This window comes from Thermofilaceae archaeon (assembly GCA_038731975.1).
Lineage (GTDB): Archaea > Thermoproteota > Thermoprotei > Thermofilales > Thermofilaceae > JANXEW01.
Map to the genome: position 1 here is coordinate 53252 of JAVYQJ010000007.1, position 12460 is coordinate 65711.

Annotated in this window: 13 protein-coding genes; 8 read left to right on the forward strand and 5 right to left on the reverse strand. The window is 62.8% G+C overall.

All coding sequences use genetic code 11. From position 1 onward, the window contains the following. Nucleotides 1–145: 145 nt before the first annotated feature. From QXF46_04990 to QXF46_05000, 3 genes are all read left to right on the forward strand, one after another. Nucleotides 146–1414 carry a Glu/Leu/Phe/Val dehydrogenase gene (locus QXF46_04990; protein MEM0226210.1) on the forward strand — a complete coding sequence of 423 codons (1269 nt, stop codon included), beginning with the start codon at nt 146–148 and terminating at the stop codon, nt 1412–1414. A 49-nt stretch (nt 1415–1463) separates the two neighbouring features. Beyond that, entirely contained in the window at nt 1464–2189 is a 726-nt protein-coding gene (locus QXF46_04995; protein MEM0226211.1) for a 5-formyltetrahydrofolate cyclo-ligase, read from the forward strand. Between the two features lie 62 nt (nt 2190–2251). Continuing rightward, a complete protein-coding gene (locus QXF46_05000) occupies nt 2252–2593 on the forward strand; it encodes a hypothetical protein (GenBank protein MEM0226212.1) in 342 nt (113 codons plus the stop codon). Here the strand turns inward: QXF46_05000 and QXF46_05005 are convergent. Together QXF46_05005 and QXF46_05010 are read right to left on the reverse strand one after the other, a co-directional pair. Next, nucleotides 2590–3177: a nucleotidyltransferase domain-containing protein gene (locus QXF46_05005; protein ID MEM0226213.1), complete on the reverse strand. Its 588-nt coding sequence runs from the start codon at nt 3175–3177 to the stop codon at nt 2590–2592. The two genes, QXF46_05000 and QXF46_05005, sit on opposite strands and share 4 nt — an antisense overlap. An 82-nt stretch (nt 3178–3259) precedes the next feature. Then, the gene (locus QXF46_05010; GenBank protein MEM0226214.1) at nt 3260–3631 is read right to left on the reverse strand and encodes an Sjogren's syndrome/scleroderma autoantigen 1 family protein; all 372 of its coding nucleotides are present in this window, start codon (nt 3629–3631) and stop codon (nt 3260–3262) included. Between the two features lie 117 nt (nt 3632–3748). On the opposite strand from QXF46_05010, the gene rsmA reads away from it, so the two are divergent. The 4 genes from rsmA to QXF46_05030 all read left to right on the forward strand — a co-directional run bounded on the left by rsmA (nt 3749) and on the right by QXF46_05030 (nt 6691). Continuing rightward, entirely contained in the window at nt 3749–4597 is an 849-nt protein-coding gene (gene rsmA, locus QXF46_05015; protein ID MEM0226215.1) for a 16S rRNA (adenine(1518)-N(6)/adenine(1519)-N(6))-dimethyltransferase RsmA, read from the forward strand. Nucleotides 4598–4624: 27 nt separating this feature from the next. Continuing rightward, on the forward strand, nt 4625–4816 hold the full coding sequence (locus tag QXF46_05020) for a hypothetical protein (GenBank protein ID MEM0226216.1): 192 nt from the start codon (nt 4625–4627) through the stop codon (nt 4814–4816). A gap of 116 nt (nt 4817–4932) precedes the next feature. Beyond that, nucleotides 4933–5427, forward strand: coding sequence for a hypothetical protein (locus tag QXF46_05025; protein ID MEM0226217.1), 495 nt, complete (start codon nt 4933–4935; stop codon nt 5425–5427). Nucleotides 5428–5467: 40 nt separating this feature from the next. Continuing rightward, nucleotides 5468–6691 (forward strand): MFS transporter, encoded by a 1224-nt coding sequence (locus QXF46_05030; protein MEM0226218.1) that lies wholly within the window; start codon nt 5468–5470, stop codon nt 6689–6691. Here the strand turns inward: QXF46_05030 and QXF46_05035 are convergent. Genes QXF46_05035 through QXF46_05045 form a run of 3 tightly spaced genes read right to left on the reverse strand, consistent with a single transcriptional unit; the run spans nt 6688 to nt 11335 of the window. Beyond that, nucleotides 6688–7677, reverse strand: a complete 990-nt coding sequence (locus QXF46_05035; protein ID MEM0226219.1) for a Gfo/Idh/MocA family oxidoreductase — start codon at nt 7675–7677, stop codon at nt 6688–6690. The genes QXF46_05030 and QXF46_05035 overlap by 4 nt on opposite strands. Before the next feature lie 38 nt (nt 7678–7715). Beyond that, nucleotides 7716–8723, reverse strand: coding sequence for a DUF6786 family protein (locus tag QXF46_05040; protein MEM0226220.1), 1008 nt, complete (start codon nt 8721–8723; stop codon nt 7716–7718). 44 nt (nt 8724–8767) lie between these two features. Then, nucleotides 8768–11335, reverse strand: coding sequence for an AAA family ATPase (locus QXF46_05045; protein ID MEM0226221.1), 2568 nt, complete (start codon nt 11333–11335; stop codon nt 8768–8770). A gap of 108 nt (nt 11336–11443) precedes the next feature. On the opposite strand from QXF46_05045, the gene QXF46_05050 reads away from it, so the two are divergent. Beyond that, nucleotides 11444–12409, forward strand: a complete 966-nt coding sequence (locus tag QXF46_05050) for a hypothetical protein (protein MEM0226222.1) — start codon at nt 11444–11446, stop codon at nt 12407–12409. Nucleotides 12410–12460 lie beyond the last annotated feature (51 nt).

The following is a 12460-nucleotide window of genomic DNA, read 5'->3' on the forward strand; positions in this document are numbered from 1 at the left end:
ACACCATTGGAGCGCGCGTGCAGCCTCCGTTGCGAAACGGGCGATACCGCCAACCGTCCGCTAAAACTTCATTAACGGGGAGGCAGCCCCCCTGCCGACTCATTAGGCGTCCACATTTATTTACCGTTCGCCCCGATCCTCAAGCGTGAGCGAAAGCTCCTCTCAACTGCTCAGGACCGTGTTAACGACCCTACGAAGAGGGATTGAGCTGGGAGGTTTCCCGGAGCAGTTTTACACCATCCTGAGCAAGCCGGAAAGGGTGGTCATCGTCTCGATACCGGTCCGCATGGACGACAACAGGCTTGAGGTCTTCGAGGGCTTCAGAGTCCAGCACTGCAGCGCTCTGGGCCCCTACAAGGGCGGGATCCGATTCAACCCAAACGTCACGCTGGAGGACGATATCGCGCTAGCGATGCTGATGACTCTGAAGAACTCCCTTGCCGGCTTACCCTATGGGGGTGGGAAAGGGGCTGTTCGGGTGGACCCCCGCAAGCTCTCCCGGCGCGAACTGGAGATGCTGTCGAGAGGATACGTAAGAGCCCTATACTCCGTTCTCGGCGAGCTTCTCGATATCCCCGGACCCGACTCTGGGACCGATCAGCAAGTGATGGCGTGGATGGTCGACGAGTACAGCAGGTTGAAGGGCTATCCCAGCCCCGCCTCCTTCACGGGTAAGCCGGTGGAGCTTGGCGGCGACCCGGCGAGGGTTTACGCGACCGGCTTCGGGTGCGCCGTAATCACGAAGCTGGCCGCTGAGGAATTCATCGGGACCTCGAAGGGGTTGACGCTGGCCATCCAGGGCTTCGGGAACGTGGGCTCCTGGCACGCCTACTGGGCCTCCAAGATGGGCTTCAAGATCGTCGCAATATCCGATATCGGCGGCACGGTGTACGACCCCTCCGGCATCGACGTGGAAAAGGCAATGAAGGTCGTGAGGGAGACAGGAACGATCTACAATTACCCCGGTGGTGAGCACTCGAGGGATACGAAGGGGGCTCTCTACGCCGACGCCGATATCGTCGCCCCAGACGCGCTCGAGAACCAACTGACGGTCGAGAACGCGCACCTCGTCAAAGCGAAGATCGTGGTGGAGGGCGCCAACGGCCCCACCACCCCTGAGGCCGAGAGGATCCTGGCCGAGAGAGGAATCGTCGTGGTCCCGGACATGCTCGCCAACGCGGGTGGAGTTGTTACGAGCTACTTCGAGTGGGCTCAAAACCTTCAGCGCTGGAGCTGGGGCGAGGAGGAGACGAGGTCCAGGCTGGCAAAACTGATGGAGTCCAACTTCAGGAGGGTGTGCGAGCACTGGGAGAAGCTGAGGAGCCAGCGCAAGGACGCGTCCATGAGGGATGCGGCTGTCGTGGCCGCGCTGCAGCGCGTGTACGACGCCATGAAGCTTCGCGGCTGGATTTAAACCCCCGACCTCGAGCTTCGCTTATATCTTCCCCATTCACGGCTCGCGCGTGGAAGAGGTCAGAAGACAGAAGGAGGAGATCAGGAGGAGGGTTTGGAGGCTGCTGAGGGAGAAGGGGGTTGCTAGGCCGCCCTTCCCCATTGAGGGGAGGATCCCGAACTTCGCGGGTGCCGAGGCGGCGGCCGCGCTGCTGGTACGCTCACGGGCCTTCCAGAAGGCCGAAGTAGTTTTCTGCAACCCCGATTCGCCGCAGAGGCCCGTCAGAGAGGCGGCACTGCACTACGGAAAGATGGTCGTGATGGCGTCGCCGAGGCTGAGGAGCGGGTTCCTCGTGCTGAACCCCTCCAAGATCCCCCGGAGCGCCTACCGGGAGGCCTCCACAATCGCCGGGGCCTTCAAGTACGGCAGCCAGACTCTCGACAAGCTGCCGCAGATCGATCTGAAGGTCGCCGGCAGCGTAGCAGTCAGCGCAGAGGGGGGGAGGGTGGGGAAGGGGGGCGGCTTCAGCGATCTCGAGTACGCCATTCTCAGGGAGCTCGGCGTTATCGACGAAGGGGTCCCGATCGCAACGACAGTCCACGACCTGCAGATCGTCGAGCGGATCCCGATGCTGAAGCACGATGTCCCCGTCGACCTCATCTTCACCCCCAAGGGCCAAATCGAAGTGAGCGGGCCGCGAAGGAGGCCTGAGGGGGTCTACTGGGAGCTGCTCAGCCGCGACAAGCTGGAATCGATACCGGTGCTAAAGATTCTCATGGAGAGGAGGAACCTCTAGAAAGCTTCCTTCACCGCGTGCCGGTAGCTCAAACTTTAAAGCGCGGATGGCTTACCCACCGCGTGCCAGAGGGCTTCCGCGCGGCCGTCGAGGAAGCCGTGAGCGAGTACAACAGGCTGCACGGCGTTGAGGCTAGAGCCAGGATCGTGGAGCTGTCCAGCGACAGCTTCAAAGTGGAGTTCACGGGGAGCTTCTGCCTTACCTGCGGCTTCTACGACTACTTCGACGATTTAGCGTACCTTGTTAGAGAAAGGGGTTACCCGGTTAAAGCCGTGAGCATCGAAGAGCGGGAGGGGGGCGCTATCGTCGAGTACAGGGTCACGGGTGAGATGGTGGGAGAAGGAGTGAGGAGCGCCCAGCCCGAGAGGGCGGTACTGATTTTCGAGTGGAGAAGGGAGGGCTAACCGACCCAATCGCGGAGGGTCGGGGTCCGCTTGGCTACCCGGGCTATCACGGATTCGGGGCTCTCCCACTCCGGGATCTCGATGCGCAGGTAGAGCCCAGTCCTACCCACCTCATCCCTCCTCGTGAGAGCCTTAACGCGGTCCATCACGGTATCGATGGAGACCCCCAGTAGATCCGCCACCTCAGCCTCCCGGCCGATTACGGAGAACTCGATGTGCCCCGCGCCCGTCGGGATGATTGCGAGCAGCCTCTTGTTCACCCCCATTACCCTCTCGCCTCTGGTCAGCTGCTCCAGCGTGATCGAGCCGGCGAACCGGTAGAACTCCTCCTCCACCCTCGAGAGCTTGGCGAGGGGGATCGACACCTTCTCGCCGCCGCTGAGGTGGATGTAGAGCTTCGGAGTCGAGAGCGGTGTCGCCTGCACCAGCTCCCTGGCAGCGACAGCAAAGCCGGCCAGCCGCAAATGCTCCTCAACAAGCGAGGGCGGGCGGGGGTCCAGGAGGGCGACGTCGATGTCGCTACCCCTGTGCACGTCCCCGCGCGCCACGCTCCCCACAAGGAGGCTGCCGGGCAGGGCCTGCATCAACCGCTGCGCCCTTAAGCGCAGCTCGCGGAGGAGCTGCCACTGCTCCGGCGTGTAGGCGACCTCGACGCCGTCCCTGACCTTAACCGGCTTTACCCTGCCTGATCCTCCTCGCGTACTCGATCACCCGGAGCAGGTTGAGGGCGACGTCCAAGGCCTCGGAGACCTCGGAGTAGTCCTTCGCGCTCCTCAGCTCAGCGGTCACCTGCGCTAGCCGCTCCACAGCGGCCCGCTCAAGCTCCTGCAGCGTTAGGTTTCCCCGGGCCTGCAGCTCCTCCTCATCGCTGCTCACGATGACGAAGCGCTGACCGCAGCTTGGGCAGACAACCTCGCCAGTCTTCAACCGGAAGAGGGGGACGTTGCAGAAGGGGCACGTCTGCTCGAGCATCGCAGCCCCCGACTTAAGCATAGCAGCCATCTTCCTCACAACCTCGTCTTCCCGGGCGCTAGCCATACCCAACGTACCGCCATTGCTGCTTACCCCAGCCTAAAAGCGTGACTGAGCAGCGAAACTTGGGTTAGCGGGCTGGGAGAAGAGCTTTAAGCGGCATCCCGCTTTCGCGGTGGTGCTGTGACTAAGGCCGCTTCTAGCAGCGTGGCTTCGAGCTGGGAGCTCGCGTCCAGGAGGTACGTGAGGGAGGCTCTCAACCGGTTCGGCATCAAGCCGAGGAAGAGGCTGGGCCAGCACTTCCTGGTGAGCAGGAGAGCTCTTGAAGCGATCCTGGAGGCGGTTGACCCGCGGGAGGGCGAGGTCGTGTACGAGATAGGGGCGGGCTTAGGTGCGTTGACAGCCGCTCTCGCGGAGAGGGGGGCCCGCGTGGTCGCCGTCGAGGTCGACGGGAGGCTGGTGGAGGCCCTTAGGGAGCGCTTCAGGGGGTGCCCGCTCGTCGACATCCTGCACGGCGACGCGCTGCGCTTGCCGCTGCCGCGCTCCTCAAAGGTGGTGGGCAACATCCCCTACAGCATCTCCTCCCCGCTCATCGTAAAGCTGCTCCGCGAGCAGAGCTACGAGCTCGCCGTGCTTACGCTCCAGAGGGAGTTTGCGCTCAGGCTCGCAGCGAAGCCTGGAAGCAGGGATTACGGTAGACTCAGCGTTCTAGCGCAGCTGTACGCTAGCGTCGAGATCGTCGGCAGCGTGAGCCGGAAGGCCTTCTACCCGGAACCGGAGGTGGACTCGCTGATAGTCAAGCTCAAGCCGCGCAGAGAGCACATCCACCTTTTCCCCTGCGTGGAGGAACTCACAGCCCCCCTATTCTCGCAGAGGCGGAAGAAGCTCTCAAAGGTCCTCAAACGGCTGGGGCTAGACCCCGAGGCCTTTGCCAGCTTCGTCGACCTGGAGAAGAGGGTCTACGAGCTGACGCCTACGGAGATCTTGAGGCTAGCGGAAGCCCGTCATACCAGCGTTTTACCCGCGCGCTAGCATCTCAGACCCCAAACTGCCCAAATATTGCCAGAGGTTGACGCAAGGATTGCAATGACCGCGTCCCGCACGGTTTACGTTCAAGTGCTGGAGCTGATGAGAACGAAGGTTGTAGAGGTTAAACCTTCGCTGGCTGCATCCCTCTCAGCTCGGAAGATGCGGCTCGAGCGCCTCCTGGAGGCTATTATGGCCGGCCAGCTGCACGTTGAGCTAAATTAATGAGCCACAACCTGTAAGAGCTCCAGCCGATGAAAGGGTTTGGGCAAACCGATTGATGAAGAACCGGAGCAGGCATTGAGGCGCAAGGAATAAATAGAGTTTCTCACAATATGCCTGTGGAAACCCAAATAATAGAGTTGGCTAAGGGTCTCGCCGGCATTAATGAACCCTTCGAGCACGCGATCATCGTCTACGAGGACGGCTACCTACTACACCTCAGGGGCTCAACGCTCGGCGTAGGGATCCCCCTCGTCACCGACCACGGTAGAGCCGTCGCGATCGTTCACTCCCACCCCGTTCCGCGGACAGCCCCATCCCTACCGGACCTCAGAGTGCTCCTCTCGATGAAGCAGCTCGGCGTCGAGAACCCCAAGCTAGCAACTGTATACTCGGACGGCCGCGAAGCAACAGTCACCGTGTACACTCTACGCTCAACGCCGCCGCCCCATCTGATCCCGCTGCTGGAGCAGCACGCTCTCGAGTACGAGCGGTTGAACGTGGAGTCGCGCTTCGACCCGGCGATTTCGGAGAAACAGCTGCGCGAGCAGCACGCTCTCCTCAGCAGGCTGGGCTTGAGCATCGAAAGGTACCGCTTCAGGGTAGCGTCCTAGCGGAATGCTTTATTACGCAGCGGGTAGCCGCGCTACCGCAATGCGCTTATTCCATCTTACTCAGCCCTTCAGGGGGTTGGACAAGAGGTACAAGGTGATTCTCGCGGTGACAGGCTTGTACAATTGGGCTGCGAGCCTACCGGCCACCTATCTACAGATTTACACGGTTCAGCTGGGCGCTAACCCCGTTGAGCTGGGCTCGCTCTCCAGCATCGGGAGCGTGGCGAGCGCGCTCGCGGCAGCTCCGGCGGGCGCGCTCATGGCGAAGCATGGGGTGAGGAGGACGCTGCTTATCGGCTTCCTCGTCTTCGCTCTGTCAGCGTTCACCTACGCCATCGCCAGCCATTGGCTGATGCTCATCCCAGCTTTCCTCCTCTCCTTCATCGCTCCGTCCCTCATCTTCCCGATCTCGGACATCGTCATCGTTGGTGTCACGGGGCAGGGCTCGAGAGCCACAGCGATGGGCTTGTCCCGCGTCGCGTGGAACGCCTTCAGCGTTCTCGCACCACCCGTCGCAACAGCGATCGTCGTTGCGTTCGGGGGGATGACGGTCGAGGGTATTCGCCCGATCTTCCTCGTCCAGCTCGCAGCCGCTTTAATCGCAACGTTCATTATCGCCGCGCACATGGAGGACCTGAGGCTCCCGGAGGCACGCAGCGAGGAAGGGCGAAAGTCAAGCCTCTGGCGGAGCCTGAGGTGGCTATTCACTAAGCGCAAAGCGCTGGCCTGGTTCGTCGCGATGTCGGCTCAACGCTTCGGAATGGGGGTTTCGATGGCCTTCCTCCCCCTCTGGATCGTAGAGGTGAGGGGGGCGGACCCCTACGTCATTGGCGCCATGAATACGGCTGGCATAGCAGCGCTCCTTTTGCTCTCCCTGCCGGCCGGAGCCCTCTCCGACCGGTACGGCTACCTGAGGATCTACGCAGCCCTCCGAACCCTCCTGTACGCTGGCACCCTCCTCGCGCTCCTCGTCCCCAGCCGAGAGGCCCTCGTAGCTGCTGGCGGCTTAGGAATCGTCGGGCTCATGTACGGGGCTGGCTTCGCAAGCTTCATCCCGTTCATCACCGCGTTCTGGGAAACCCCGCCCCCGGAGCTCAGGGCGGCGTGGTTCACCGCATCGAGCATCATCGGCGGCCTCATCGCCGCCGTAGCCCCCCTCATCGGTGGAGCCCTCTGGATGGCGGGCTTCAGGGATCAACTGCTCCTCCTCGCCCTGGCCGTCGACGTCGCTGGGCTCGCAGTCGTCCTGCTCGGCTGCCGCTAGTAGGGGAAGAGGGGGAGCTTCACCGGCCTCCCCTCCTCAGCCGACTTGACGGCGGCCAGCGTCACCTCCAGCGTCCTCACCCCCTCGATGTACGGGACGTCGGTTTCGCGGCCCAGCTTGACGCAGTCGATGAAGTGCCGATCCTCCTCGAAGTAGGGGTCAACTGTCGCGCTAATGACGCTCCTCTCCTCGCCCCGCGCGACGATTACGTCGCCGCCCGAGCCGATGAGCTCCAGGTTCCTAGCGATCAAGCGGAAGTTCACGTCCATTCCGGCCGGCTGCGCGGCGCACGTGCTGGTTACGGAGCCGATCGCGCCCGACTTGAAGCGCATGATAACGGCTGACGCGGCCTCGATGTTGAAGTTGGGCAGGTCGCGCAGCGACCTCGTCTCGAAGTACGCTGAAACCTCCTCAACCTCGCTGCCCACCAGCCAGCGCCCCAGATCGACGAGGTGGGTCGACTGCTCAACCAGCTGGCCCCCGCTTAGCTCCCTACGCCTCCACCAGTGGTCGGGGCCCCCCGCCACGCCGCCGATCCACCATGCCTCGTACAGAATGACGTCTCCGCCCATCTCGCGGAGCAGCTGCCTCGCAGCCCTCATCGAGTCGAGGAAGCGCCTCGTGTAACCGACGAGCGTGATAACGCCCGCCCTCTCCACCGCCCTCAGGATCTCTACGGCCCTCTCGAGGGTGAGCGCGACGGGTTTCTCAACGAAGAAGTGCACACCGCGCTCGGCGCAGAGGATCTCCTGGTCGGTGTGCGCGTAGGGCGGTATGCAGATGAAGACCGCGTCCAGCTTCTCCCTCTCGAGCATCTGCCTGTAGTCGGCGTACGCTCTCCCACCGTACCTTTCAGCAAAGCTTTGCGCCCTGCTCGGCACAGCATCTGAGAAAGCAACGAGCTCGACGTCCTCCATCTTAACGAGCCTATCGGCGTGCACTTGCGCAATCCCGCCGCAGCCGATGAAGCCTACCCTAACTCTCACAAAAAGGAGTATGCGATTGAGTAAAAATCGTTAACGGGCTACGGCAGGCTTACCTCGCTCAAACCCGTTTCGCGGCGGAGGCGCTCCATGATACTCTCGCGAGAGCCCACCTCGAACACCAGCTCGTACTCGGCCACTGAAACCCTACGGCCGCCCACTTCGACCGCCGGCCGGAAGTGGAGCTCGATCTCGCCGAACCTCTCCGGCCCAGCCTCGGGGCCCGAGTTGTAGCTCTGCACGCAGCCCTTCGGGCCGGCTGGGTCGGCCTTGGCTGGGTCGAGGCACTCCTCTTGTCCTCTCGGAGCATCGTGCGTCCTCATCAGCAGCAGAGCCCACACCCCGCCCTCCCTCTCGGCTACGTGAGCTATCGCGGCGGAGCCCTCGAACGGCAGATCCTCCGGCCTCACGCCCAGCTTGCAGACGCGCGCGCCATCGATCTTGAAGGAGACGTGATCCCTCGCTACGACCAAGCGCTCGGAAGGTATCGGGCCGAAGTAGTGGACGGGTTGCGCGCCCACCTTCACTGGTACGACCGCGGCCCCCCTCGAGCCGGGCTCCACCTGGGCGAGAGCCCAAAGGTTGAAGTCGCCCGGGTAGCTGGCCAGCACTGCATCCCTCACCAGCAGCCTATCGGGAGCGGCGAGCTTGAACTCCCTCCTCACCTTCGCGTGAAGCCTCCAGCCCTTGAAGCGGTCCGTGGCCTCCATCACGCCCTCGAGCACGACCCTATCCGGGCCGGCGTAGGTGATCCTGAAGCTGCCGGGATCCAGGCTGGCGGGGCAGAACCACCCCTCGAACTTCTCCGGGTCCTCGTAGAAGAAGGCCCGCTCGGGGGAGAGCCAGAGGCGGAGCCCGCCAACGTTCCAGCCGCCCTTCTCTAAGACCACCTCTAGCTCGGGGCTGACCCAAAGCAGGTTGAGCCCGCCTACGTACAGACCTAGTACCCTCGCGCCCCTCTCAACCACGAGAACCCTCGTCGAACCCTTCTCCAGAAGAGCCGCGGCTGAGTAGCGAGAGGCGATGCTCCTCAGCTCCTCCAGCTTCATCAAGACTCCTGCGGGCTCGCCGTAAAAATGGCTAACTGCAGCCGCTAACCGGAGAAGCGCTTGGCGAACAGCTCGTAGAGGGCGAGCTGCTTCGGGTCGAGCCTCGGCTTCATCCCTCTCCGCGCTCTCTCGATATCCTCCCATGTCACAGTGGTCCTCGCGCTCCCGGTCTGCAGAGCCTCCTCGAAGAGGAGCCTCCTCACCCTCTCGGTGATCGCCTTCAGCTCGGCTGGGGTATAGTACTCGGTCTCGGCGGCCAGGCGCTCGATGACATCCTCACTCACGTCGAGGCCGCGGAGGAGGACCTTTAGGACGCTCATTCTGCCCTCCTTGTCTGGTGGCGGCACGTAGACGAGCTTGTCAAAGCGGCCGGGCCTGAGGATCGCCGCGTCCAGCTCCCATGGCTTGTTGGTGGCGCCGATCACGACGACCCCCTGCGCCGATTCAAGGCCATCCATCTCCGCGAGGAGCTGGGAGAGGGCGTTGCGCCACTCGCTGGCCTCCCTAGCCCTGGCCAGCACCTCTACCTCGTCGATGAAGAGGATCGCAGGTGCGTTCTCGCGGGCCAGATCGAACTTCTCCCTGATGAGCTGCGGCGCGCCCAGCGGGCCTGCCTTCGCCAACTCGTCGCCCGATATCGTCACGAAAGTGACGTTGAGCTCGTTTGCGAGGGCCTTGACGAGTGTGGTCTTACCCGTGCCGGGCGGCCCGTAGAGAAGGATCCCCTTCGGCAGCTTCACCCCCAGCCTCTCAGCGAGTTCCCGGTGCTTCAACGGGCCCTCGACGGCGAGCCTCAACTCCCTCTTCACTTCCTCCAAATCGCCGATGTCGTCCCACCTGACCTCCCCTACGAAGGCGGGCTTCGCCTCGACGCGTACCGCTGAGTACTTCCTGGCCAGCTCCTCGTAACGCCTCAGGCTGGAAAGGGTTATCCTTGGCCTGTACTCGTTGAGGGCTTTGACGAAGTCGTCCAGGTTCGGCTTCCCGCCTCCCACCCTCTCCCTAACCCTCTCAACGATGTACTGGATCTCAGCCGGCGAGTACCGCTCGCTCAACCTCGCTAGCTCCTCCACGTCCGCCACAACGTCGCCAAATGTTCTCCGTAGGAAGTTCTCCCAGAGCTCCCTCCTCCCCCTCGCGTCGGGGAGGGGCACGTAGATGACCTCGTCGAAGCGGCCGGGCCTGAGGAAGGACGGGTCGATCTCCTCCGGCACGTTTGTTGCCCCGACGATCAGAACTGGCACCTTCTTGTCGTGGAGCTCCTGAAGCCTACGCAGGAGGATGTCGACGAGCCTTACCGTCACTTCGTGAACGTAGCCGCGCCTCGTCCTTGCCATCGCTACCTGCTCCATCTCGTCGATCAAGAGTACGGCTGGCGCGCTCCTCTCCACCTCGTCGAGGAGGAGCGCGAGCTTGCGCTCACTCTCGCCGTACCACATCGTCAAGATCTCCTCCGCCCTCACCTCGAAGAGGGGCCAGCCCAGCTCACCGGCCATCGCCTTCGCCAGGAAGCTCTTCCCAGTGCCCGGGGGGCCAAAGAGGATAACGCCGTAGGCCCGCTTCCTCCCCCGCACGCTCTCTAGGATCTCGCGAATTCTAGCCTTCACCTGCTCCATGTCGTACACATCATCGAGCTTCGGCAGCCCTCCTACCCCGGCCTGCTGCTTCTGCTCCTCGGCTCTAGCTCCTTCTGCCGCTACTACGGGAAGAGGCTGAACCGCTTCCACCTTGTGGCACGAAACGGGGCTCCCCAGCGCAAGCGAGTAGGCAGCGGCTATCGGCAGTGCCGGGAGCAGAGCTAGGAAGCTGAGCCCCCACTCCCCACCCATAAACTCGTAGACCCAGCCCAGGACGCCCATGAGACCCGCGATCGCAAGCCAAGCGCAAAGTGGACTAAGCAACCTCGCGGGGAGCCCCCCGAGCACGGCGAAGCTCCTCCTCTCCTCCAACACCTGGAACACTCTGACGTGGATCGAGCGCGCTGCCGCAACCGCGGCCGCAGTCAGAGCGATGAAGGAGTAGGTACGGGGATCGATTAGGTAAGCGCCGGCCGACCCCAAGTTCAGCTGAAGCCACTTAGGTATCCGCTCTCCGAAGGCCGAACCCAGCGATGCGGTGTCAAGCCTCTCGAGGGGCGGGACCCCGAGCAGCACGCTGTTGCCTAGCGGCTTATACGATCCCACGAGAGCTGACGCGGACATCATCGTCAGCAGCAAGGTAACGAGGAAAGCCGCGAGAGCCTTCGGCCCAAACGCGTACCGCGCGAGAGCGGCGGAGATCCCGAGCTCGTGGTAGGGCGTGACCGCCAGAAGAGCCAGGCTGGCCGGGAGCAGCTTCGGCTGGCTCGAGCAGGTGGCTAAGGCTGCCCACACCAGGACACCCAGGGGCCCCAGAGCGTAGAGAGCCGCGGGGAGTGCCAGAATGATGAACATGCTCCTCATGGCTCTATGAGAGAAGTGCAGGAGCGCGGTCAACCCAGCAACGATGAGCCAGGCTATGGGGGGTGGATAGAAGGGAAGCGCCGCCACAAAGACGATGCAGTAGGAGGCTAGGGCCTCACCGTAGAGGAGCAGAGTGTACGCATTCAACGCGAGGCGGAAGCGTGATAACATTCGCTTCCACCCTCCGTTCATCCTAAAGTTAATAATCTTTTGTGAGGAGAGGCGGGCACGATGCCGCTCTAGGCGCAAACTTATACTACGGTTTTCGAGCAACCCCTCGTGAGAGTTGAGAAGGTGTTCGCGCGCTGGGGTGCGCTCGAGGCCTCCGTCCTTGTCTGCTACGGCGACGAGCTCGTGCTAGGCCTCTGGCCGGCGGGCCTCTTCGCCTACAACGGCAGCGAGTGGCGGCAGATCTACGAGCCGAAGGAGGTCGGCTTCTCAGCCTGGAGCTACGACATTTTCAGGGGTCGGCTCTACGTGGGCGCGGGGACCTACGGCAGCGGCCTCGTCCTCGAGTACGACGGCAGCGAGGTGAGGGAAGCGCTCAGGGTGCGCGACGGGGCGGGCGGCGGTGGCGGCCTCTTCGAGGCCTTGAGCGTTGCCGGCGGCACCCTATACGCCGGGAGGAGGAACGAGGTTTGGTCGACGGGGACGGGTGAGCAGTGGAGCAAAGCCTTCGAGTTCAAGACGGGTAAGGGCGTGTACCTGATCGGCGAGCAGGGGGGCACCCTATACATCTTCGAGGGCGAACCCATCAAACCCCCCAGCAGGGTTTACGCAATCTCCGGTGCCTCCAGCGTGGAAAGGGTTTTCAGCGAGATCGGAGCCTTCCGGTCGCACACGCCGGGGTCGAGGAGCTCGTACAGGGGCTACCTAGTCGTAGCCGACTTCGACGGCAGGGTCTACTTCTTCAGGAACTTCGAGCTCTGGGAAGTCTACAGCTTCGCGAACCGCTACGAGATAAGGGGGAACATCGCGATTAGGCCGAAGAAGATCGGCGACCTCCTCTTCCTCGCCTCAGGCACGGGTACCGGAGTCACGGAAACCCACGGGGAGCTCGTCGTCTACAACGGCAGCGAGTGGCGGCGCCTGCTGACACTCCCCCTCAACATCCACGACGTTGAGATCTTTGGCGAGAGCATATACCTGGCCTGCAACTCGCCCGCCCTACCCCTGAAGCACGGCTACAACACGTCCTACTGCTGCGTGCTGAAGCTACCGATTGAAGCGCTCGGACCGGTTTAGTACAATGGTTTGAAGCGGTAAACTTTTATCTATAAGCTTGAAAGGAGCGGG